General features: G+C 30.6%; 17 protein-coding genes. 15 read left to right on the top strand and 2 right to left on the bottom strand.

Annotation, left to right across the window (positions count from 1 at the left end; genetic code table 11):
- Positions 1 to 96: 96 nt before the first annotated feature.
- The gene (locus A7L45_RS12405) at positions 97 to 2,091 is read right to left on the bottom strand and encodes an elongation factor G (protein WP_071613075.1); all 1,995 of its coding nucleotides are present in this window, start codon (positions 2,089 to 2,091) and stop codon (positions 97 to 99) included.
- Positions 2,092 to 2,311: 220 nt separating this feature from the next.
- Between A7L45_RS12405 and A7L45_RS12400 the strand changes: the two genes are divergently transcribed.
- The 3 genes from A7L45_RS12400 to A7L45_RS12390 are packed head-to-tail and all read left to right on the top strand — an operon-like array spanning position 2,312 to position 7,599.
- Positions 2,312 to 4,693, top strand: a complete 2,382-nt coding sequence (locus A7L45_RS12400; RefSeq protein WP_071613074.1) for a U32 family peptidase — start codon at positions 2,312 to 2,314, stop codon at positions 4,691 to 4,693.
- A gap of 57 nt (positions 4,694 to 4,750) precedes the next feature.
- The gene (locus tag A7L45_RS12395; protein WP_071613073.1) at positions 4,751 to 7,117 is read left to right on the top strand and encodes an endonuclease MutS2; all 2,367 of its coding nucleotides are present in this window, start codon (positions 4,751 to 4,753) and stop codon (positions 7,115 to 7,117) included.
- A gap of 23 nt (positions 7,118 to 7,140) precedes the next feature.
- Positions 7,141 to 7,599 (top strand): 2-thiouracil desulfurase family protein, encoded by a 459-nt coding sequence (locus A7L45_RS12390; protein WP_071613072.1) that lies wholly within the window; start codon positions 7,141 to 7,143, stop codon positions 7,597 to 7,599.
- Between the two features lie 42 nt (positions 7,600 to 7,641).
- Here A7L45_RS12390 and A7L45_RS12385 read toward each other — a convergent pair whose 3' ends face one another.
- Positions 7,642 to 9,132: an aminotransferase class I/II-fold pyridoxal phosphate-dependent enzyme gene (locus tag A7L45_RS12385; RefSeq protein WP_071613071.1), complete on the bottom strand. Its 1,491-nt coding sequence runs from the start codon at positions 9,130 to 9,132 to the stop codon at positions 7,642 to 7,644.
- A 316-nt stretch (positions 9,133 to 9,448) separates the two neighbouring features.
- Here A7L45_RS12385 and A7L45_RS12380 point away from each other — a divergent pair, with 316 nt between their 5' ends.
- The 12 genes from A7L45_RS12380 to A7L45_RS12325 all read left to right on the top strand — a co-directional run bounded on the left by A7L45_RS12380 (position 9,449) and on the right by A7L45_RS12325 (position 24,563).
- Positions 9,449 to 11,182, top strand: coding sequence for a phospho-sugar mutase (locus A7L45_RS12380; protein ID WP_071613070.1), 1,734 nt, complete (start codon positions 9,449 to 9,451; stop codon positions 11,180 to 11,182).
- A 22-nt stretch (positions 11,183 to 11,204) separates the two neighbouring features.
- Positions 11,205 to 12,275, top strand: coding sequence for a tetratricopeptide repeat protein (locus A7L45_RS12375; RefSeq protein WP_071613069.1), 1,071 nt, complete (start codon positions 11,205 to 11,207; stop codon positions 12,273 to 12,275).
- 108 nt (positions 12,276 to 12,383) lie between these two features.
- A complete protein-coding gene (gene galU / locus A7L45_RS12370; protein WP_071613068.1) occupies positions 12,384 to 13,298 on the top strand; it encodes a UTP--glucose-1-phosphate uridylyltransferase GalU in 915 nt (304 codons plus the stop codon).
- Between the two features lie 245 nt (positions 13,299 to 13,543).
- Complete coding sequence (locus A7L45_RS12365; protein ID WP_071613067.1) at positions 13,544 to 15,406, top strand: HAD-IIIC family phosphatase; 1,863 nt, start codon at positions 13,544 to 13,546, stop codon at positions 15,404 to 15,406.
- Positions 15,407 to 16,017: 611 nt separating this feature from the next.
- On the top strand, positions 16,018 to 17,334 hold the full coding sequence (locus tag A7L45_RS12360) for a nucleotide sugar dehydrogenase (protein WP_071613066.1): 1,317 nt from the start codon (positions 16,018 to 16,020) through the stop codon (positions 17,332 to 17,334).
- Positions 17,335 to 17,531: 197 nt separating this feature from the next.
- The gene (locus tag A7L45_RS12355; RefSeq protein ID WP_071613065.1) at positions 17,532 to 18,620 is read left to right on the top strand and encodes a Gfo/Idh/MocA family protein; all 1,089 of its coding nucleotides are present in this window, start codon (positions 17,532 to 17,534) and stop codon (positions 18,618 to 18,620) included.
- Positions 18,621 to 18,648: 28 nt separating this feature from the next.
- On the top strand, positions 18,649 to 19,395 hold the full coding sequence (locus A7L45_RS12350; RefSeq protein WP_396022491.1) for an acyltransferase: 747 nt from the start codon (positions 18,649 to 18,651) through the stop codon (positions 19,393 to 19,395).
- Between the two features lie 11 nt (positions 19,396 to 19,406).
- Entirely contained in the window at positions 19,407 to 20,399 is a 993-nt protein-coding gene (locus tag A7L45_RS12345) for a hypothetical protein (RefSeq protein ID WP_084647452.1), read from the top strand.
- A 196-nt stretch (positions 20,400 to 20,595) separates the two neighbouring features.
- Entirely contained in the window at positions 20,596 to 21,639 is a 1,044-nt protein-coding gene (gene neuB, locus A7L45_RS12340; RefSeq protein ID WP_071613063.1) for an N-acetylneuraminate synthase, read from the top strand.
- A gap of 46 nt (positions 21,640 to 21,685) precedes the next feature.
- Positions 21,686 to 22,834 carry a UDP-N-acetylglucosamine 2-epimerase gene (gene neuC / locus A7L45_RS12335; RefSeq protein WP_071613062.1) on the top strand — a complete coding sequence of 383 codons (1,149 nt, stop codon included), beginning with the start codon at positions 21,686 to 21,688 and terminating at the stop codon, positions 22,832 to 22,834.
- A gap of 27 nt (positions 22,835 to 22,861) precedes the next feature.
- Positions 22,862 to 23,503, top strand: coding sequence for an acetyltransferase (locus A7L45_RS12330; RefSeq protein WP_071613061.1), 642 nt, complete (start codon positions 22,862 to 22,864; stop codon positions 23,501 to 23,503).
- Positions 23,504 to 23,507: 4 nt separating this feature from the next.
- Positions 23,508 to 24,563, top strand: coding sequence for a nucleotidyltransferase family protein (locus A7L45_RS12325; protein ID WP_071613060.1), 1,056 nt, complete (start codon positions 23,508 to 23,510; stop codon positions 24,561 to 24,563).
- The last annotated feature ends 106 nt before the right edge of the window (positions 24,564 to 24,669 follow it).

Genomic DNA, 24,669 nt, shown 5'->3' with positions numbered 1-24,669 from the left:
ATTATTTAATTGTACAGGACGTAAATACATATTGCAAATATTTGGTATTGTTACTTGCAAATTATATTTGTGATTTTTCTTCAAAAATGAGTATTTTTATAATGCATTTCTAACAGAGAGTATAAATTTAGCTCTATCTAGTGGGTTTACACCAATTCTTTCCCTTGTGGCTCCTATTTCTAAGGAGCAGGGTTCATAACCTGAAAAACCGGTTGTGATTATTGCTTTTCCGGAAGCGATTTTACTAAGGTTACTGGGATATTCAAGGGAAGTAGATACAGGCATTTTACCCTCTATTGTAAATGTGTCGTTATGTATAAATGGTGTTTCAAAGCTACCACGCATTTTTATAATATCGTTTAAAACTCTTCCACCTACATTCTCAGGTACTGTAATTCTAAAATTAATTATGGGCTCAAGTAGGGTAGTGCCTATCTCACGTAGGCCTCTCATGATCCCCATTGCAGAGGATGCGGCAAAGTCACCTGAACGTGAATGCATAACATGGTCTTCACCACTAGTGAAGGTTATTTTTAAATCCGTAACTGGCCAACCGTAAATGCCTTGACTTAAAATTTTATCGAGATTATCTTCTATTTCTCTTTGATATTTTATTTTTACCTTTTCAGTTCGAACCTTTGATTCATAAATAAGTCCACTTCCTTTTGGAAGTGGCTCAATTAAGAATTCAACTATAGCCCAGCAGGGTTTAGGCATAGTGTAACGCGATTCACCATAGCCGCTTGTTATAGGAGTTTCTCTGTAGATAACAGAGGGGGGACCAAAAGTAACTTGCACATTAAATCTTTCCATTAAAATATCTTCAATATATTCAATTTGAATTTTACCCATAATTCTAAGATGAATTTCTTTTTTCTCTTTTATCCATTCCATGTTAAGAAGAGGATCTTCCTCTTGAAGTATTGTTAAAGCTTCAACCAAAGTTACATAGTCTTCCTGAACTTTCGAATAAATTCTTAGTGTGAGAAGAGGCGTTGCGATAGTTTTAAGAGTCGGAATATGAGTTTTGCTTCCAAGGATATCATAGGTACTACAATTTAAGCCACTCACCATTACCAAATCACTGCTGCTTGCGGATGATACATCAATTGATTTTTGATTGACCACTTTTTTAATCATAGTAATCTTTTCTCTTTTGTTTGTAGTTACATTTAGAATATCATCTCTAGTAGATATTGATCCACTAAATATTTTTATATGAGCTATTGTACCTAAGGTTTTGTTATGAGATATTTTATATACAAGGGCTGAGAGTCCTAAATCATCTAAATTCTCAGGTCCTGGGAGATATTCTACTATGCTGTTAAGCAAGTCTTTAATTCCTTCACCTCTCAGTGCTATGCCATATAGCACAGGGTAAATTTGGCCACTATTTGCTTGCAATGTTATCTCATTTTTTAACATTCCTAGGGTTAAAGTCTCGCCAAAGAATTGATTTAAAATTTCCTCATTATTATTACCCAGTATGTCTATTATATCTTCAAGTAATTGTTTAAAGGATTCATCTTTTATGTCTAATATATTTTTTGCGAAATCTACATTGTCAAACATGTTCTTAACAATAAATTCGTTGTTTTCTTCATAAACTAATTGTAGTGGTATAAGTTTATTAGTTAGAAGCTTTTTCATATCTTTAATAGTTTTATAGGGAGATGCTCCTATACGGTCAAGTTTGTTTATAAAAAATATTGAAGGTGTATTTAATTCTTTTAAAGCATTAAAATATACCTCTGTTTGAGGTTGGACTCCTTCGACAGATGATAATACAACTATAGCTCCATCAAGAACGCCTATACTTCTTTCTACTTCAGAACTAAAATCAATATGACCGGGAGTATCTATAACATGTACATTAGTTCCTTTGTAAGTGAAATCTGTTTCAGCAGCCTTAACTGAAATACCTCTTTGTTTTTCCATAGCTAAAGAATCTGTATGGGTTGTACCCTTATCTACGCTACCTAGAATCCTGCTAGAACCACTTTGGTAAAGTAGTTGCTCGGTTAAAGTTGTTTTACCAGCATCTACATGAGCTACTATTCCAATATTTCTAATATTATTTTTTATCGTCATATTCATATCTCCATTAGCAATTTTTTGTACTAAGCTTTCTCAAATAATAAATAAGAAGTAAGTTAGTCTATTTTTAATTATATTCCATTATTTTTGTTGTGTCCATTATCATAAAACATGAAAATAGACGGTTATATTAATGTAAAATTTTTTAATGACTTAATTAATTGCGACATTTATTGTATAATAGGATATAGAAGACTTATTAGGAGAGATGCAAATGAAGAAGATTGAATTATTAGCACCTGCTGGCAGTATGGAAAGTGTATATGCAGCAGTGCAAATGGGAGCAGACGCAATTTATATGGGAGGGAGTAAGTTCTCGGCAAGAGCTTATGCTTCTAATTTTGATGAAGAAAATATAACTCTTGCAGTAGATTATTGCCATATTTATGGGGTACGCGTATATGTTACTTTAAATACGCTAGCAAAGGATAATGAATTAAAAGAAGTTATGGAGTATGTAGGATTTTTATATAGCATTGGAGTTGATGCCTTGCTTGTCCAAGATACTGGGTTAATATATTTGATAAGAAACAATTTTCCGGATTTTGAATTGCATGCGTCAACGCAAATGACTGTTCACAATGGAGAAGCTGCCTTATTTTTAAAGAAGATTGGGTTTAAAAGAATAGTTTTGTCAAGGGAGCTTAGTTTAGAAGAAATTGATTATATATCTAATACTTTAAATGTGGAAACAGAAGTTTTTGTTCATGGAGCTTTATGTATATGTTATTCAGGACAGTGTCTTATGAGTAGCATTATTGGCGGTAGAAGTGGAAATAGAGGCAGATGTGCCCAACCATGTAGATTACCATATACGCTGATAGATAAGGCTAATAACAAAGAACATAAAGCATATCTTTTAAGCCCTAAGGATACTTGCACACTAGATAGTTTAAAAGACATAGTTGCAAGTGGTACATCCTCACTTAAAATTGAAGGAAGAATGAAAAGAGCAGAATATGTTGCAGGTACAGTGGAAATATATAGACGTGCGCTTAATAATATTTATAATAATAATAAGATACAAAAATTAGATAAGGATACTAAAGTCTTAACTCAATTATTTAACAGAGAAGGATTTTCAAAGGCGTATTTGTATGGTAATAAAGGAAAAGATATGATGGCATACAAAGTTCCTAAAAATTCTGGAATTCCAATTGGTATAGCCGGAAGTGATTTAATGGTAACACTTTTAGAAGATGTTGCTTTAAAAGATGGTGTAATGTTCCTTGAGGATGGCTTTACAATATCTAAAATTATAAAGGATGGAGTAGATGTAGAAGTTGCACTAAAAGGTGATAGGGTTTTATTAAAACCAACTAAATTTAAATCTGGAGACTTCTTATATAAAATAACAGATGTTTTATTAATGAATAAGCTCGCAGAAAGTTATAGTGATAAATATAGAAGGAAAATTGGAATAAATCTTTTAATAGAATTTAGTGTGAATAAACCTCTAAGAATTAGTACGAATTATCTTGGTAGAACTTTTGAAATGATAGGAGAACTTGTTCAAGAAGCGATAAATAAGCCACTAGATAAAGAACGAGTAATTAAGAGTTTATCCAAAACAGGGGATACACCTTTTTTAATAAATGAGGTGACTTTTGAAAGCTTCCAGGATGGATTTATGAAAATGTCCTCATTAAATTTAGTAAGGCGAGAATTAGTGGAGTCTGTGCAAAATTTTATAATAGAAAAATATAAACGAGAGAATACTAATACACAGATTAATTATAATAAAGGACTTGCACTACAAGAAGATAATAAAGAGATAGAAGTAACACAGGAAAAAGATAAAATCATGCCTGAAACTCTCATTGTAGTTTCAACGACTTCGCAATTAAAGGCTGCAACACAAATGGGATTTAATAATATTGCTATAAATCCTTTTATGCGTGGATGCACAATGGACCTAAATATAAAGGATGTAAATATTTACATTAAGGTTCCTAATATTATTAAGGGTGAATTTGAAAGTGTTTGTGAGTTTATAGAAAATAATCTATGTAATATAAAAGGTATTATAACTGCTAATTTAGGAATAATTAGTAGATTTAATAAAAGAACAATGGTTATTGGTGATTATAAATTAAATATTTTTAATAGTTATGCAGGAGATTTTTATAAAGATTTCCTTGCTGGAACTTGTATTAGTGCTGAATTAAATGCAGCAGAAATAAAAAAAATTGCATATAAAAGTTCGCTTCCACTTCAAATTATGGTATACGGAAAATATGAACTTATGGTTAGCGAGTATTGCGCTATTGGTAGCGTTTTTGGCGACAAGAGTGAAAATAAAACTTGCCTAGGTAATTGTAGTAAAGGATCTTATACACTTAAAGATAGAAAAGGTATAGAGTTTAGTATAAATACTGACAAATATTGTAGAAGTTATATCTACAATAATGTTCCTGTTAACTTGATACCTAGTATTGAGGAAATTAAAAAGAATAAAATTACTTCATTTAGATTAGATTTTATAGAAGAAAGTTATGATGAAACTATTGAAGTTCTTACAAATTATATTAGCAAAGAGTGGCCAGGAGATTTTAAAAATTATACAAGAGGTCATTATAAAAGAGGCGTTGAATAATCCAAAATATATAAGTCAATAAATTTAAATTTTTTAACAAAGGGAAGACGGTGGATCATGAATACAAAATCATTAAAAGTTTTAGAATATTATAAAATCAAAGAAAAAATTAAGGCATACACGCATACTACGGCAGGTAAAGATATTATAGACAATTTGGAGCCTTACACAAATGTTTATGAAGTAAAAGAACACTTACAAGAAACTAATGAGGCATTACTTCTTTTATCAAGAAAAGGAAGTGCCCCTTTTGAGGGAATATATGATGTCCGATCTGCGATAATAAGAGCATCAAAGGAAGCATCACTTATGCCAATGCAGCTAATACGGATAGCTCAAATGCTACGATGTGCTAGATTATTTCAGAATTATGTTGGTAATAAGACAGATGAATTGTCCTCTAGAGTTTTAGAGGATATATGTATTGGTATTGTTCCAATAAAAAAATTAGAAGATGAAATTTTTATGGCTATAATTAGTGATGAAGAAATTTCTGATAGGGCTAGTAGTTTACTTTTTAGTTTAAGAAAATCTCTAAAAGATAAAAATGCCTCTGTAAAGGATAAGGTAACTTCATTAGTTAGGACTTATGCAAGGTATCTTCAAGAAAGTCTTTACACTATAAGAGGGGATAGATACGTAATTCCCGTTAAAATAGAACATAAAGGGAGTGTTCCAGGAATTGTGCATGACCAAAGTTCTTCAGGAGCTACACTCTTTATTGAGCCAATGAGCTTAGTAAATTTAAATAATGAAATTAAGGAAATAATGCTAAAGGAAAAAGCTGAGGTTGAGAGGATTTTAGCAGAACTTTCCTATAAAATATATGAAAATATAAATATTGTTTCAAATAATGCGAATATAGTATGGGAATTAGATTTTATATTTGCAAAGGCAGGGTATGCACTGGAAATTAATGCCATTATTCCAAAGGTTAATGAAGATGGAGTAATAGATATAACTGAGGCAAGGCATCCGCTTATAGATCCAAAAGTTGTTGTACCTAGTAATATATACTTAGGAGGAGAATTTACGTCCCTTGTAATAACAGGACCAAATACAGGTGGTAAAACAGTAACATTAAAAACTGTTGGTTTAATTCAGTTAATGGCTATGAGTGGATTTTTAATCCCAGCAAGAGAAGGTTCTATGGTTAGCTTTTTTGATGAAATATTCGCAGATATAGGCGATGAGCAAAGCATAGAGCAAAGCTTATCCACCTTTTCTTCTCATATGACTAATATAGTAAATATAATTGCAAAAGCAGATATAAAATCATTAGCTCTATTTGATGAATTAGGAGCTGGTACAGATCCTACTGAAGGAGCAGCTCTTGCTGTTTCAATTCTAGAAAACTTAAGATCAAGAGGTACAAAAGTTGTTGCAACTACTCATTATAGTGAATTAAAGGGATATGCGCTAAAAACTTCAGGGGTGGAAAATGCGTCTGTAGAATTTAATGTTGACACGTTAAGCCCAACTTATAGATTAATAATAGGAGTGCCAGGTAAATCAAATGCTTTTGAAATTTCAAAAAGATTAGGACTTCCTGATTACATTATAAAAAGTGCTAGAGAAAATATTTCTAAAGAGACATTGGAATTTGAAGAATTAGTACAAAGTTTGCAAGAAAAAAGCATAAAGGTAGAGAGAGATGCTAGGGAGTCTGAGGCTTTGAAACTAGAAGCTAGCAAGTTAAAAGATAAGTACCAAGAAAAATTATATAAACTTGAAAACATAAGAGAAAATGCAATGTATGAAGCTCAAAGAGAAGCAAAGAGACTTATAAAAAATGCTAAGGAAGAGTCAGATGTTATTCTTAAAAATATGAGAGAACTAGAAAAACTAGGATATTCCTCTGAGGCAAGGCAAAAGCTTGAAGAGGAAAGACTTAAAATTAAAAATAAGCTTGATAGTATAGAGATCCATGTAGAAAAAAACAATGAGACTCTAGGAGAAAAAGTGAAAAATGTAAAACAAGGGGAAGAGGTTTATTTGCCATCTCTTAACCAAAAGGTAATTGTAATTTCAAAACCTGATAAAAAAGGTGAGGTCCAGGTTCAGGCTGGTATTATGAAGATAAATGTTAAAGTAGAGGATTTGCGTGTATCAAAGCTTTCTGCGGAAGATAAGAAAAAAGCTAAGATAAAAAAGCGAGAAATGAAACTAAATCTAAGCAATGTATCAACATCTGTAGATCTAAGAGGTATGGATTCTGAGGAGGCTATTTTTACTGTTGATAAGTACTTAGATGAAGCTTGTTTAGGCGGACTTAAAGAAGTTACCATTATTCATGGTAAGGGAACAGGAGTTTTAAGGAAGTCTATCACAGATATGCTAAAGAGGCATGGTCATGTTAAAGCATATAGATTGGGTAATTATGGGGAAGGCGGTAGTGGAGTTACAGTCGCTGAAATTAAATAAAAGCCCAATAAAGGATGGTAGATATGATTATTGTAAGTTCTTGTTTATGCGGTATTAATTGTAGGTATGATGGTAGTAATAATTTAGATACTCGAGTGCTTAAACTACTAAATGAAGGGAAAGCTCTTCCTGTTTGTCCAGAACAGCTTGGAGGTTTAGCGACTCCAAGAGAACCTTGTGAAATTTTAAATGGAAGTGGTCTTGATGTAATAGAGGGCAAAGCAACAATTATTGGAGCGAAAAATAACGATATAACTTCAAGCTTTTTAAAAGGTGCTTATGAAACTCTTAAAATAGCAGAGGGAATAGGAGCTACTACGGCTATTTTGAAGGCGAGAAGTCCCTCTTGTGGAGTTTCTAAAATATATGATGGAACATTTAGCAGTACTCTAAGGCCAGGTAATGGAGTTGCTGCTGAGTTATTGTTATCAAAGGGCATAAAGGTTTTTACCGAGGAAGATTTGGAAGATATAAAATTATGACTAGAACTAAAAAGAACTCCAAAATTGGAGTTCTTTTTAGTTCTAGTCGACAGTTATGTACACTGCATCTTCTTCAAGAACAACTTTTATATATTCAACTTCAGGGTCTTCGGTTCCTTGAACATACAATCCAGTATTTTTTAACTTTTCAACATAATCTACAATCTCTTGTGTTATTCTCTCACCTGGGCAAAGAACTGGAATACCAGGTGGATAAGCCATTAAGAATTCGCCGCTTATCATACCAACACTTTTCTTGATTTCAACAGCGGTATTTACACTATTGAATGCTTCCCTAGGAATTTGAACTTGCTCTGGAATACTAGGTATATCAATGAAATCAATTTTTTTTGTACCCTTACCATAATATTCATAACTTATTTCTCCTAGGGCCTTTAGTAATTGATCCATTCCATCTCTTGTATCACCAAAGGATCCAACTGCTAATATATTATAAATATCAGATAACTCCATTTGTATGTGATATTTATTAGAAAGTATCATATCTAAGTCATAACCTGTTATGCCGAGTTCACGACATGTTATTGTGATTTTAGTTGGATCGAAATCATAAGTTCCAAAGCCATTTAAAATTTCTTCACCAAAACAATAAAATCCAGGTATTTTATTTACTTCGCTTCTTACATAATTACATAAATCAATAGTTTTTTCGAGTAGCTCTGTCCCATTTAATGCAATTTGCCTTCTTGCACAATCAAGGGATGCCATTAGTATGTATGAAGGTGACGTTGTGTGCATAAGATTTATCAGTTGCTTAACTCTAGCAGGGCTCACAAGCTTAGAATTAACATGGAGCATTGAACTTTGGGTTAAGGATCCTATAATTTTATGCGTACTTTGAGCACATATATCTGCGCCAGCTTCCATTGCGGACATTGGTAATCTGCTATTAAACTTAAGATGAGGGCCATGAGCTTCATCAACTATAAGTGGGATGTCATATTCATGAACCATATCTGCAATTTTTTTAATGTCAGTGGAAACGCCATAATATGTAGGGTTAATTATAAGTACAGCTTTTGCATCAGGATTATTCTTTAAGGTTTCTTCAACTGTCTCTGGAGAAACCCCATGAGCAACTCCTATTTTTTTATCTAGCTCTGGTTGCATATAAACTGGTACCGCACCTGATAAAATGATACCGCCAGTTATTGATTTATGTACATTCCTAGGTACAATGATTTTATCGCCAGATCCAACTACAGACATAATCATAGCTTGAATTGCACCAGAAGTTCCATGAACTGAGAAAAATGATGCATCAGCACCATAGGCATCTGCTGCTAATTCCTGAGCTTTTTTAATTGGGCCGGTTGGGTGGTGAAAACTGTCAACTAGTTTAAAAACTGTAACGTCAATCTTAAAAGGATTTTCTCCCATAAATTTTTTGAATTGTTCATCAGCTCCTAAACCTTTTTTATGACCAGGTACATGAAAAGGTAAGGTATCTCTGTCAACATATTCCATTAAAGCATCAAATAATGGAGTTTCATTTTGATTTAATCTATACATTTTATACACCCCTTTCAAAAGAATTTATATTAACTATTTAAATCGCTATTTAAAAAATATTCATTCAGCCAATTTATAATTATAGAGGATTAGATATGCAATTGCAATTATAATCCTTTATAATTATAAAATAAAACACAATAATCGTATTTAAAATCTTAAGAAAATAATAATTCATAATAAAGACATTAACAATACCTTTTATTTGTAATCGGTTGATAGTATAATATGATAGACTAAAGGCATGTTAATACAAAACAATAGGCAGGATAGCAATTGCTATTTTCCATAGATAAGTATAAGGAGGTCAATATATATGACGTATAAAGATAAATATGAAAAGTGGATTAATTCAAATTTTATAGAGGCGGAATTAAAGAAAGAAATTTCGCAATTACAAGATGAAAAAGAAATTGAAGATAGATTTTATAAAGATTTAGAGTTTGGTACTGGAGGGCTAAGAGGAATAATTGGTGCAGGTACGAACAGAATGAATATACATACAATAGGTAAAGCAACTCAGGGTTTATCTGATTATTTAAAATCAAAATACACTGAAAAAATTTCAGTTACTATAGCATATGATTCAAGAAATATGTCAATAGAGTTTGCAAAAGCTGCTGCAGAAACGCTTTGTGGAAATGGTATCTCGGTGAATTTATTTGAAGAATTAACACCAACACCAATTTTATCTTATGCTGTTCGTGAATTAAAAAGCAAGGCTGGAATTGTTATTACTGCATCGCATAATCCTAAAGAATATAATGGGTATAAGGTTTATGGAGAAGATGGGGGACAAGTTACTGATGAAGTTGCAAAAGACATAATAACTTGTGTTGGTAGCGTAGAAGATTTTTCTAAAGTTAAAAATATGGGTTTTGATAATGCAAAACAAAATGGAATGTTAAAAATCATTGGAGAAAACATTTATTTGTCATATATGGATAAGGTTAAAAATTTAACTATAAGAAAAGACTTGGTTAATAAATATGCCAGCGATTTAAAAATAATTTATACTCCTATTCATGGATCTGGAAATCTACCTGTGAGAAGAGTTTTAAAAGAATTAGGTTATAATAATTTATTTGTTGTGAAAGAGCAAGAGATGCCAAATGGAGATTTTCCTACAGTGCCATATCCTAACCCAGAAGAACCAAAGGTGTTTGAACTAGCGTTAGAAATGGCAAATGACATTAATCCAGACATTATTTTTGGTACAGACCCTGATTGTGATAGAATTGGAGTAGTAGTTAAGGGCGATGAAGGAAAGTACAAGGTACTGTCTGGGAATCAGACAGGAGTATTATTAAGTAATTATATACTAAATTCATTAAGCGAAATGGATCAATTGCCAAGGGATGGTGTAGTAATAAAAACTATTGTTACTACAGATATGGTAGATAATATTTCTAAAAAATATAATGTAGAAGTGTTAGATGTGCTTACAGGTTTTAAATATATCGGAGAAAAAATCAAAGAATTTGAGAAGACATGTGAGAAAGACTTTATATTTGGATTTGAAGAAAGTTTTGGTTATTTAGCAGGAAATTTTGTGAGAGATAAAGATGCAGTTATAGCAGCAATGCTAATTTGCGAAATGACACTTTACTACAAAAATAAAGGTCTAAGTTTGTATGATGCTTTAATAGATATTTATAAAGAACATGGATATTATAAAGAAAGTTTAGTTTCAATAGAACTTAAAGGAAAAGATGGCGCAGATAAAATAAGTAAGATATTAGAAAATTTAAGAAATTCAAAAAATGAAGCCATAAACAATACCAGGATCTTAAAAAAAATGGATTATAAATTGGGTTTAGAAATAGATTTAATTAGCAGGACTGAAAAGTCCATCGAATTACCAAAATCAAATGTATTAAAATTTGTATTAGAGGATGGTTCTTGGTTTGTAGTTAGACCATCAGGTACTGAACCGAAAATGAAAATTTATCTATCGGTTAAGGGAGATTCTTTAGAAAATGCATCTAAAAAGATAATAAATCTAAGAGAGAACGTTATGGTGATAATTGACAAGGCAGGCACAAATTAAAGATTGTTAGGAAGGTATAAACATGGATAGCAAAACATATTTTTCGGAAAAATTAGCAGCACTTCTTTTTTTAGAAATAAAAAAGAATAGTAAAATTAATGATTTTGTAATTTTGAATGATATTTATTTCCCTGTGAGAACTAATGAGATAATCCAAAAGGTAAAGAAAAAGGAAGATTTTAAAAATATCCCAGTCAATTTATTTATAGAAGGAATGTTTTATGTTTTGGGAGCAGATGAGAAATTTAAATACAATGAAGAGTATAAAAAAATCATTAATACTGTACCAAATTCGACAGGATTTATTAAAAGTGTAGTATTTAAAGAAATTAAAGATGAAAATTATGAAGAAGCATATATTATTTTAAAAGGATTATTAGTTATAGAAGAAAATACCGATAATTATGATAAAATTTTTCTTTTAGTTGATAAATTAAGACTTAACAATATTATGTTTAAGGAGGAAGAACTAAAACTTATAGAAAAAGCTAAAACTATTACTAATTATAGTAATCCATATTTATATGAGGCACTAGTGTTAAATAGTGAAAATAAACATGATTTAGCATTAATGGCTTTAAGAAATTATACTATGAATGGTGGGGAACAAACTTTAGATGTTGTTGAACTTAAAAATTCATTGGAAACCATAACGGGTTTTGAAAAAGCAAAAGAGTTAGTGCAGACGGATCCTAAAGAGGCACTTAAAATTTTAATACCTTTAATAGATCAGTTAGGAGATAGACCAGATATATATTATCATTGCGCTGTTTGCTATAGAAATTTACAAAATTATGAGAAGGCAATATATTATTTAAATGAAGCAGTAGCAATTGATAAAGATTTAATTGAGGTGATTAATGAATTTGGAATTAATTATGCTTGCCTTGAAAATTACGAGATGGCAATACAATATTTTAGGAAAGCATTTGAAGTTACAAAATCTATAGAGATATGCACAAATCTAGTTATGTGTTATCTAAATGTAAAAAATGTTGAACAAGCAAGGATACATTTGGATATAGCTAAAAAAATAGATGCAAAAGATGAAATTGTGATTGATTTAGAAAAACTTTTTGCTGAAAGTAAATAATGGATTTGATAGAAAAATTTATTGTAATATAATAAATATTTTGGGTGGCAATGGACATAATATTATCAATAGAAGAATTAAGAGCATTTATTAAAGGGGAGAAGAATTATGAGAGTTAAGAAAGCTATAATACCAGCAGCGGGGCTTGGCACAAGATTTTTACCAGCTACAAAAGCGCAACCTAAAGAAATGCTGCCAATAGTTGATAAACCAACAATACAGTATATTATAGAGGAGGCAGTTGCAGCCGGAATTGAGGAAATATTAATTATAACGGGAAGAAATAAAAGAGCTATCGAGGATCATTTTGATAAGTCGGTTGAACTTGAATACCAGTTACAAAAAAATGGTAAAGATGAAGTTCTAAAGATGGTTCAAAATATATCCAACTTGGCAAATATTTATTATATACGTCAGAAAGAACCTAAAGGTTTAGGTCATGCGATAAGTTGTGCAAAAACTTTTGTTGGAAATGAACCATTTGCGGTAATGCTTGGTGATGATGTTGTAGATAGTGAGGTACCTTGCCTAAAACAACTTATAGATTGCTACTCAAAATATGAGACTTCAATTATTGGAGTTCAAGAGGTTCCTGAAAGTGAAGTTTCCAAATATGGTATTGTAGATGGAATATCAGTAGAAGACAGAGTTTATAAGGTTAAAGATGTTATAGAAAAGCCTAAGGCAAGTGAAGCTCCATCAAATATTGCTATACTAGGAAGATATATTATAACACCTAGAATATTTGATATTTTAGAAAATACAAAACCAGGTAAGGGCGGGGAAATACAACTTACTGATGCTTTAAAAACTTTAATATCAGAGGAAGACATGTATGCTTATAATTTTGAGGGTAGAAGATATGATGTGGGAGATAAAGAAGGTTTTTTAGAAGCAACTGTGGAATATGCACTTAAACGAGATGACCTTAAAGAAACTTTTATGAAATATCTTTTAACTATTAAAGATAATGATATGTTTAAAGAGATTTATAGTAAATGTTTTAATAATCAAAACAAATAGTTTAAATGAAAAGCTAGTGAAACTAGCTTTTTTATTTTGAAAAAATAAAAGAGGTTGATGTTAAATATGCTCAGTGATATACTTGAGAGGATAAATAATAGGACATTATATGTCTAAATATATAAATAGTTTTACAAGCAGTTTTAAGTTCCTAAGGTTATAAAAACCTAATAAAGGCTTAATAATTAGTAGTTGTTAGCAAATCCAATAAAAATAATTAATAGAAATAATTAGGGGTGAAATTAGTGACAAAAGAATCATTTGTAAAAGAATCAATTAATCAAATAAAATTAGTGATTTGGGATCTAGATGACACATTTTGGAAGGGAACATTAAGTGAAGAAGAGATAACATTAGATCATGATAAAATAAATATAGTTAAAGAATTGATAGATAGAGGAATAATGAATTCAATTTGCTCGAAAAATGATTTTAATAAAGTAAAAGATGAACTAGAGAAGAATAATTTGTGGGAATATTTTATTTTTCCTAAAATAAGTTGGAATCCAAAAGGCGAAATGGTTGCTAAGATAATTGAAAATGCTCAATTACGACAAGAAAATGTCCTATTTGTTGATGACAATCATATGAATTTAGAAGAAGTAAAATTTTACAATCCTAAAATCAATATTGCACACATAGATGATATATCTGATATTTTATCTATTCAAGCTTTTAAAGGTAAGGATGATAAAACTCATAGCAGACTAAAGCAATACAAAATTTTAGAAGTTAAAACCGAAGATAGTACTAAATATTCATCAAATATTGAGTTTTTAATGAACAGTAATATCAAGGTAGAAATTATAAAAGATTGCACTGCTAGTATAGATAGAATTTATGAATTAATACATAGAACTAATCAGCTAAACTTTACTAAACAACGCATATCAAAAGAAGAGCTAGAACAATTAATAAATGATCCAAAAATTCAAAAGGGTTTAATAAAAGTTAGTGATAATTATGGGGAGTATGGGATATGTGGTTTTTATGCAATTAAAGAAAGTAATTTAGTCCATTTTTTATTTTCTTGTAGGGCTATGAATCTTGGTGTAGAACAATGGGTTTATTCACAGCTTGGATTTCCAGAAATAAATATAAGTGGTGAAGTTGCGTCAGAGCTTAAAAAACTTGTCACTCCTAATTGGATAAATCAGAAAAAAAATTCGGATATAACTACAAAGAAGAATAATAACAGTACAATTGGAAATGTAAAGTGTTTAATTCGAGGAGGATGTGATTTAAAACAATTGAATCATTATCTGAAATATAAGAATGTAGATATAACTACTGAGTTTAACTATATGAACAATGAGGGATTCTCTATTCATAGAGATCATAGTGAAATATTAAGAAGCGCTTACATATTATCAGAAAAAGATAAAGAGTATTTAATACAGAATATACCTTTTTTTGATGCTAACATTTTTGATACTAGTATTTTTGAATTAAAATATGATGTAATTGTTTATAGCGTGTTAATGGATTATACTCATGCCGTTTATAGCTCGAAAAGTGATAAAAATTTAGTAGTAACATATGGAGATTTTAAATTACCTTTAACTGATGAGAGTTGTTGGGACTTTATAATTGAAAATTATGGAGGTAAGTTTAACTTAGAATTTCTTAAGTGGTTTAAGAACAACTTTGATTTTGATGGACCTTTAAGTGAACAAAGATTTGAAGAAAATTTAAAGTGGTTAAGAAAAAATATACCAGCAGTTACTAAATTGATAATATTAAATGGTAGTGAAGTAAATTTGCCGCATAAGTTGGAGAAAGATAGGTACTTGCATCATATTAAGATGAATTCAATATTACAGCGGTTTGTTGAAAGCACGGAAGGTGTTTATATTGTCGATGTAAATAAACATATAAAAACTATAAGTGATGTTACTGATAATATTAGACATTATAAAAGAGAATACTATAGTAAAATAGCAATGGACATTAATGAAATAATTCAGAAGGAATTAAGCACATATAATATAATTGATAAGAAAGAATTGCTTAAACTTAAAACAATTGATAATCTAAAAATTATTGTAAGAAAGATAACAAGTAAAAATACAAGGAAATTTATTAATAAAATTATTAGACCGCGTTAGGATAGTTAGTGAAAATATACTTACTAAAGCATTAATTGAACAGTTAGTTATGAGTTAAGGAAATGATTTCTGTAATAAGCAGAGGTCATCTTTTTTATGCTTAGTTTACTATCTATATTAATTAAAGTGGATTATATTGTCAAGTACTGAGGATATAGAGTTCAATTTACGAAACTCATTAAAAGAAAACGCATAATTCATAAGAAATTATAAATAAATGGTTAATATATTCCTTTAAATTATACAAAAAGAATGATTTAGTATATAATAACATGTGCTTAGATATACAATAATAAAAGTATAAAAAACTTGAATAATTTTAGAAATGATGTAAAATGATTAAGGAATGGATTTTAATAAAATATTTAAATTAGTTTGAAATATGCTTGAATAGAAGAATTATATTATAAATTAAATGTCTTTAGCGAATATAGTGTTTGTAATTTATAGCTATTTAGATAGCCATATCTTAGTTTACATTGATTACTATAGATTCCCCTTTACTGTACATATTATCTTTAATGGAAGAAAAGATTCCAGCTTATAAAAGAACGAGCAATAGGATAGTAAATGTATTTAATTAGACCTTTAAGGTTATAGGAGGTAATAAAATGTTTGAATTAAAAGATGAATTATTATTAAAATTAAAAAACAAAACAGCTAGACTTGGTGTAGTTGGACTTGGCTATGTGGGATTGCCACTAGCTGTAGAGAAGGCTAAGGTAGGATATGAAGTAATAGGGTTTGATGTTCAAGATAAAAAGGTTCAAATGGTAAATGAGGGACGTAATTATATTGGTGATATTGTAGATGAAGATTTAAAAATGTTGGTAAAGACAGGAAAACTTAAAGCTACTACAGATTTTAGCTTTGTTAAGGATGTTGATACAGTATGTATAGCAGTTCCTACACCGCTTGATTTATACAAACAACCAGATTTATCATATGTAGTTGAATCAACTAAAAGTGTAGCTAAGTACTTACATAGGGGGATGCTCGTAGTACTTGAAAGTACTACATACCCAGGAACAACAGAAGAAGTGCTTAAACCAATACTTGAAGAATCAGGACTTAAATGTGGAGTTGACTTTTTCTTAGCGTTTTCTCCAGAGAGAATTGATCCAGGAAATAAACAATTCAACACAAAAAACACTCCTAAGGTAGTCGGAGGATGTACGAAAGATTGTACAGAAGTAGCTGGGATGTTATACAGAAGTGTGCTTGAGGGAGATATATTAGAAGTGTCTTCACCAGCAGTAGCTGAAATGGAAAAAATACTTGAAAATACTTTTAGAAATGTAAATATAGCCTTAGCTAATGAAATGGCTATTTTATGTAAAAGAATGAATATAGATATATGGGAAGTAATAGATGCAGCTAAAACTAAACCTTATGGGTTTATGCCATTCTACCCAGGTCCAGGACTTGGTGGACATTGTATACCTCTTGATCCGTTCTACCTTGAGTGGAAGGCAAAAGAATTTGATTATCATACAAAATTAATAGAAGCATCAGGTATAATTAACGATTATATGCCTGAATTTGTTTTAGAAAATGTTATGAAACTTTTAAATGGTCAGAAAAAAGCTTTAAACGGAGCAAAAGTGCTTCTTATGGGTGCTGCTTATAAGAAAGATATAGATGATATGCGCGAATCACCAACACTAAAGGTTATAGAACAGTTAGAAAAGAATGGTGCTGACATCATTATAAATGATCCATTTATACCTGCGTTCACACATAACGGCAAAGAATACGTAACTGTAAATTGGGAAGATGAAATAAAAAGTGCAGATATAGTGATCATAACAACAGATCACAGTAGTTATGATTATGAAAGAATTGTAGCAGAAGCTACTTTATTATATGATACTAGAAATGCTACAAAACATGTTGTAAATAACAGAGAAAAGATAAACAAACTTTAACGACATTTCAGTACCCAAAATGATTATTTAATATAACAAATATGGCATGCAAGCATTGTAAACTATTTTATAATATTGCATGCCAAAATTATAAAAATCACTATTTTATTAACAAATAAATATAAGTAGTAAGGAATCCCTTAGAACAACTATCCAAAGATGTTATGTTTTAAGGGACATTACAAGGAGGATTTTAAATGAAAAAAATACGTATGGCAATAATAGGATGCGGAAGAATATCATATAAACATGTAGAGGCCATAATTCAAAATAAGGATGAAATTGAACTTGTAGCGGTTTGTGACGTGGTAGAAGATAATGCTAGCGCCAAAAAAGATGAATATATAAAAAAAATAGGTAACAATGTAGATGTTAAAGTTTATAAGGATTACAAAGAAATGCTTGAAAAAGTGGATATTGATATGGTTTCAATTGCTACTGAAAGTGGATATCATCCAGAAATAGCTATATATTGCATGAATAAAGGGAAACATGCACTTGTAGAAAAACCAATGGCTTTATCTACTCAAGATGCTGACAGAATGATTGAATGTGCAAATAAAAATAATGTTAAGCTTTGTGTTAGTCATCAAAACAGATTTAATGAGCCAATACAAAAACTAAGAGCTGCAGTTGAGGAGAATAGATTTGGGAAATTAGTTAATGGAACAGCAAGAATCCTATGGAATAGGAATATGGGATATTACACCCAAGCACCGTGGAGAGGAACTTGGGAACTTGATGGTGGTACTTTAATGAACCAATGTATTCATAATATTGATTTATTACAATGGATGATGGGCGGAGACATAGATACTGTTTATGCACAGTGTGGAACATTTTTAAGAGATATAGAAGCAGAAGATTTTGGAGCAATAATTATTAGATTTAAAAATGGAGCTATAGGTGTAGTTGAAGGTTCAGCTTGTGTATATCCTAAAAATTTAGAAGAAACATTAAGCATATTTGGTGAAAATGGTACAGTAGCTATTGGCGGTATTGCAGTTAACGCAATTGAAACTTGGAGATTTGCTGATAATAAGGATACTGAGGAAGAAATATTAAAACAGCAAAAGGGAGACCCAGATTCAGTATATGGGTTTGGACATACGCCATTGTTTAAAGATATGATAGATGCTATAAATACAAATAGACAACCGCTCATAAATGGAGTAGAAGGAAAAAAAGGTATGTCTATAATACTTGCAGCTTATAAATCAAGACTAACAGGACTTCCAGTTAAATTCCCAATGGGTGAATTCTCAACAATGCAAATGAAAAAATAGTTATAAAGATATTATATGAAAAGGGGTTATTTTCATGAAGTATGTTTCAGATAAAAGTAAATTGGGCAAAAATATAACAATGGGACATTTTGTAGTAATAGATAATGAGGTAGTAATAGGTGATAATTGTGTTATAGGAAGTAATGTAGTTATCCATGAAGGAACTATTGTAGGAGATAATGTTAGAATAGATGATAATACAGTAATAGGAAAACAGCCTATGAGATCTGTAAACAGCATATTTAAAAGTGAAGAAAAATTGCTACCAGCTAAAATTAATGAAGGATGCCTTATAGGGGCAGGTGTAATCATTTATTGTGGATGCGAAGTTGGAACTAAAACACTAATTGCTGATACTGCTGTAATAAGAGAAAATGTAACAGTGGGTTCAAAGACAATTATAGGCCGTGGAACTACTATTGAAAATTTCTGCAAGATTGGATCTAATTGCAAAATACAAACTAATGTATATATAACAGCATATTCATTAGTTGGAGATTATGTGTTTATTGCACCTTGCGTAACAACATCTAATGATAATTATGCAGCACGTTCTAAAGAAAGATTTGGTAAATTTAAAGGTGTAACTATAAAAAATGGTGGAAGAATAGGAGCAGGAGCCGTTATTTTACCAGGTATTACTATACATGAAGATGGTTTTGTAGCAGCTGGTAGTGTAGTTACAAAAGATGTTGAAGAAGGTGTTATTGTAGTGGGTAATCCAGCTAAGGTAATGCGTGACGTACCAGAAAATCAATTGCTCAAGAATCAATAAAGGAAGTAAAAATGGGAAATTATAATTTTAGAAATCTAGAAAAAAATGAGTATGAACTGTGGAATGAGTTTGTAGATAAATCTCCGCAAGGTAGCATATTTGCTAAAACATTTTGGCTTGATGCGGTAGGATCATATTATAAAATATTAGGGTGTTTTGATAAGGGCAACAGATTAGTAGCAGGTATGCCTATAACTGAAACTAATAAGGGTTATGTTTCGATGCCAAAGCTGACTCAAACACTCGGTATAATTTTTAATGATTTTTCTCAAATGAAATATGTGAAGAAAATTTCGAAAGAAAAAGATATAACAATGGAATTTGTAAATAATATTCCTAAATTAAAGTTTTTTGATTGTAAATTTCACTATAATTTTACTAATTGGATGCCCTTTATGTGGAAAGGGTATAAAGAGCAAACTACATACACTTATGTAATAGAAGGTATCCAAGATATTGAAAAAGTCAGAGGTGCATTCTCAGATAGCACTAAGTCTGTTATTACGAAGTCTATGGGTCTTAATTTAAAAGTGATTGATAGTTTGACACTTACTGATATGTATAGTATGCTGGAAAAAACTTTTGAAAGGCAAAATATGCCTGTACCTTTTGATTTTAATTGGTTTAGTGACTTTGATAAAGTAATAAATAAAAATAAATCAAGAAAGATGTTTTTTACAGTAGATTCACAAAATAACCTTCATGCAGCATTATATCTTGTATATGATAAGAACTCTGCATATTACTTATTAGGTGGTGCTGATCCGGAATTTAGAAGTAGTGGAGCTATGTATTTAAACATTTTTGAAGCTATAAAATATTCAGCAAAATTTACTGATAAATTTGATTTTGAGGGTTCAGTAGTTCCTCAAATAGAAAGTATGTTTAGATCTTTTGGAGCGCTTCAAAAACAATATTTCAGAATAAGTAAAAATAATTCAATTATTCTAAATTTGAAAGATGATATAAGAAAGTATGGGAAAATCATACTTAGAAGGGAATAAATCTAAGGATATCGCACTTGTATACTTTTAACATATTTAATGGTGAATTATAAACGAATTCAAATAATAATGTTATAAACCCCAAAAGTTTGCTTATGAAATTAAAGTTCCTTATGCAATGGACAATGAAAATTCTATAAATATTGACACAATGCTCGACACATGACTAGTAAACTTATTATAAAGGAGAGTATATATGTTTAAGATAGAAAATAAAGTTATAGGTGATGGAAACCGAACGTTTATTATAGCAGAGGCTGGGGTGAATCATAATGGAGACATTAATATAGCAAAACAACTGGTAGATAAAGCTGTAATTTCGGGTGTTGATGCAATAAAATTTCAGACATTTAAAACAGAAAAATTAGTTACTGGATATGCGGATATGGCTGATTATCAAAAAAACAATATTGGGCATACTTCCTCACAGTTTAACATGTTAAAGCAACTAGAACTATCACAAGAAAGTTTTATAAAAATCAAAGAATATTGTAATTATAAGGAGATTATGTTTTTATCTACTCCTTTTGATTTTGAAAGTGCAGATTTTTTAGAGTCTATAGGAATGCCGGCTTTTAAAATTAGTTCAGGAGATTTAACTAATATTCCTCTTTTAGAACATATAGCAAAATTTAATAAACCTATAATATTATCTTCTGGAATGGCAAATATTTCAGAAATTGAAGAAGCATTAAATGCAATTTATTGTTTAGGAAATAGTGAGGTTGCTGTGCTCCATTGTACTTCAAATTATCCAGCTAAATTACAAAGTGTTAACTTAAATGCTATGAATACTATAAAAAATGCTTTTAAAGTTGTAGGCGGATATTCTGATCATACGAAAGGGATAACAGTACCAATAGCTGCAACAGCTATCGGAGCTGATATAATCGAAAAGCATTTTACACTAGATAAAAATATGCAGGGACCAGATCACAAAGCTTCATTAAATCCTGCGGAACTAAAGGATATGGTTCAAGCAATTAGGGATGTGGAAATGGCACTTGGAAATGGCATTAAGAGGTATAACCCAAGTGAGGTAGATACAATTAAGGCCGCAAGAAAAAGTATTGTTGCATCTAGGTGTATAAAGAAAGGGCAGATTATAACCATAATGGACTTAGATTACAAAAGACCAGGTACTGGACTTTCACCTAAATTTTATGTGGATATTGTTGGGAAAAAAACTAACAGAGATATAAAAGTGGATGAACAAATAACTTTAAATATTATAGAATGACAATTAATAATTGTTATTCCATAAGAGTGCTGTAAGGAGGAAAAATATGAAAAGGAAAATAGCAGTTATAACAGGTACGAGAGCCGATTATGGAATATTTTATTATGTTCTTAAGGAAATTGAAAAACATGAAGATTTAGACCTTAAACTTATTGTATGTGGAATGCATTTATGTCCTGAATATGGGATGACTGTAAATGAAATAGAAAAAGATGGTTTTGATATAGCTGATAAGTTTGAAACTATATTAGCGTCGGATACTGGTGCTTCTATGGCTAAATCAATAGGACTTTCAATTATAAGCATGGCTCAAAGCTTTGATCGCATAAAACCAGATCTTTTATTAATACTAGGGGATAGGGGAGAAATGCTTGCTGCAGCAACGGCAGCTATCCATATGAATATACCTGTAGCTCATATTCATGGGGGAGAAGTAACTGGAACAGTAGATGAGTCTGTAAGACACGCTATAACGAAACTTTCACATATACATTTTCCTGCTAATGAGGATAGTAAGCAAAGAATAATTAAATTAGGCGAGAAAGAAAAGAATATTTATGTAGTTGGGGCACCAGGCCTTGATTATATTAAAAAAACACAATATATTTCAAGAAGTGAAATGCTAAAGAAGTTTGAATTAAAAGATGATAAGATCTTTTTACTAACACAGCATCCAGTAACTACAGAGCGTGACATGGTAGAATGTCAAATACGAGAAACACTTGATGCAGTTGTAGAGCTCGGTTATCAAACTATAGTTTCATACCCTAACAGTGATAATGGAGGACGTGAAATTATAAAGGTAATTGAAGAATACAGAGCTAAATATCCATTTTTAAAAGTATTTAGAAATTTAAGTCAAGTAGAATACCTTAGCTTTTTAGACATAGCTGCGGTAATGATAGGAAATTCATCTTCAGGTATAATTGAAGCACCTAGTTTCAAGTTACCTGTAGTAAATATAGGTTCAAGGCAAGATGGAAGATTAAGAGCTAGTAATATAATAGATGTTCCTTATGGAAAAGAATCTGTTATAAGAGGTATCAAAAAAGCGATATATGATGAAGGGTTTAAGAATCAATTAGAGAATTGTACAAATCCTTATGGTGATGGCAATGCTAGTGGAAAAATAGCACAAATTATAAGTGAGGTAAAATTAGATAGGGAACTTATACAAAAGAGAATTACTTATTAACTTAGAAATTAAAGTTGAGGTGGAATTATGGAGAAAATCATACTTGTAGGTGCAGGTGGACACTGCAAGGTAATTATAGATATTATAAAAAGTGTTGGTAAATATGATATTATAGGTGTAACAGATACTACTTTTAGAGGTCAAAAATTAGTATTAGATATCCCTATCATAGGCGATGATAGTATTTTGAAAAATTTGTATAATGATGGCGTAAAAAATGCTTTTGTATGCATTGGTGCACTTCAAAATATTAGGCTTCGTGATAAAATATATAATAAATTAAAAGATATAGGCTTTAATATACCAGTGCTTATACATAAAGATGCAATAGTTTCATCTTACGCGAGCATTGCTTCTGGAACTTGTGTAATGCCAGGAGCCATAATTAATCCAGGTGTTTCCATAGAAGAAAATTGTATAATAAATACTGGTGTAGTAATTGAACATGAGTGTAAAATACAAAGGAATACCCATATTTCTCCTAAAGCATGTATAGCTGGTGGGGTGAGGGTTGGTCATGATACACATGTAGGGATGGGAAGTTGTATAATTCAAACTCTACATATAGGAAACAATGTAATTATAGGAGCAGGAGCTGTAGTTATTAATAATCTAGAAGATAATGTAGTTGCTGTAGGAGTTCCATCAAAAATTATAAAGCGCAGGTGATATTGTGAAATTTCCAATTGAAAATTATTGTATAGGAACTAGTTCTACAATAAAAGAAGCTATGAAAGTTATAGATAAAAATTTAACTGGTGGAGCGTTAGTTGTAAATGAAAATAATGAATTAGTGGGAACTATTACAGATGGAGATATAAGACGTGCTATGCTTAAGGGTTTAAGCATAAATAATAGTATAGAGGGTACATATTTCAAAAACTTTAAATTTGTTACAGAAGAGCATAGTAAAAAGAAAGCAAAAGAGTATATGTTAAGCAATAAAATAAGACAGGTTCCTGTAATTGATAAAGATAAAAAACTAATTGATTTATATTTTCTTGACGATATATTATCTTATGACAAAAAGGATAATTATGTTTTTATTCTGGCTGGAGGTTTGGGAACTAGGCTAAGGCCACTAACTGAAACAGTACCTAAGCCAATGTTATTAGTTGGTGATAAACCAATATTAGAACTTATAATAGAACAATTCAAAGAGTATGGTTTTAATAATTTTATTATATCTCTTAATTATAAAGGAGAAATAATAGAGGAGTACTTCGAAGATGGGAAAAAGTTTGGAGTAAATATAGAATATATTAGAGAAACTAAAAAACTAGGTACAGCAGGATCTATAGCACTGGTAAAAGAAAAGTTTATTAAACCATTCATAGTTATAAACGGAGATATACTAACAGGAATAGATTTTGAAAAATTTTTAAATCATCATATTAAAAATAACTTCAACATAACCGTAGGTGTTAGGGATTATGAAGTAAATGTTCCGTATGGGGTATTAGTTACTGATAATATGATCATAGAGTCTTTGGAAGAAAAGCCTACATATAAATTCAATATCAATGGAGGCGTATATGTTGTTAATCCTGAAGTTATAAAGTACATAAGGAAAGATGAAGTTTATAATATGACTGACTTAATAGAAGATGCAATGAATAATGAATGCAAGACAGGTATATATGAGATAACTGAGTATTGGAAGGATATAGGACAAATAGATGATTATAAGAAAGCAAACACAGATATTCATAAGTTTTTTAAGCTATAAAATGGCATGGGTGGAAGATAGCTTGACGAAAAAAACAATATCGGATAAAATTAAAAGGCAAGTTTAAATATAATGTTTATACATGTTATATTGTGATAGTATCAAA

This window comes from Clostridium estertheticum subsp. estertheticum (genome assembly GCF_001877035.1).
Classification (GTDB): Bacteria; Bacillota; Clostridia; order Clostridiales; family Clostridiaceae; genus Clostridium_AD; species Clostridium_AD estertheticum.
This window is presented reverse-complemented; position numbering and strand designations above follow the sequence as displayed.

Coding starts and splice junctions, on each gene's coding strand:
- A7L45_RS12405 (WP_071613075.1), bottom strand. CDS start 2,091: ATGACGATAAAAAATAATATTAGAAATATTGGAATAGTAGCTCATGTA.
- A7L45_RS12400 (WP_071613074.1), top strand. CDS start 2,312: ATGAAGAAGATTGAATTATTAGCACCTGCTGGCAGTATGGAAAGTGTA.
- A7L45_RS12395 (WP_071613073.1), top strand. CDS start 4,751: ATGAATACAAAATCATTAAAAGTTTTAGAATATTATAAAATCAAAGAA.
- A7L45_RS12390 (WP_071613072.1), top strand. CDS start 7,141: ATGATTATTGTAAGTTCTTGTTTATGCGGTATTAATTGTAGGTATGAT.
- A7L45_RS12385 (WP_071613071.1), bottom strand. CDS start 9,132: ATGTATAGATTAAATCAAAATGAAACTCCATTATTTGATGCTTTAATG.
- A7L45_RS12380 (WP_071613070.1), top strand. CDS start 9,449: ATGACGTATAAAGATAAATATGAAAAGTGGATTAATTCAAATTTTATA.
- A7L45_RS12375 (WP_071613069.1), top strand. CDS start 11,205: ATGGATAGCAAAACATATTTTTCGGAAAAATTAGCAGCACTTCTTTTT.
- galU (WP_071613068.1), top strand. CDS start 12,384: ATGAGAGTTAAGAAAGCTATAATACCAGCAGCGGGGCTTGGCACAAGA.
- A7L45_RS12360 (WP_071613066.1), top strand. CDS start 16,018: ATGTTTGAATTAAAAGATGAATTATTATTAAAATTAAAAAACAAAACA.
- A7L45_RS12355 (WP_071613065.1), top strand. CDS start 17,532: ATGAAAAAAATACGTATGGCAATAATAGGATGCGGAAGAATATCATAT.
- A7L45_RS12345 (WP_084647452.1), top strand. CDS start 19,407: ATGGGAAATTATAATTTTAGAAATCTAGAAAAAAATGAGTATGAACTG.
- neuB (WP_071613063.1), top strand. CDS start 20,596: ATGTTTAAGATAGAAAATAAAGTTATAGGTGATGGAAACCGAACGTTT.
- neuC (WP_071613062.1), top strand. CDS start 21,686: ATGAAAAGGAAAATAGCAGTTATAACAGGTACGAGAGCCGATTATGGA.
- A7L45_RS12330 (WP_071613061.1), top strand. CDS start 22,862: ATGGAGAAAATCATACTTGTAGGTGCAGGTGGACACTGCAAGGTAATT.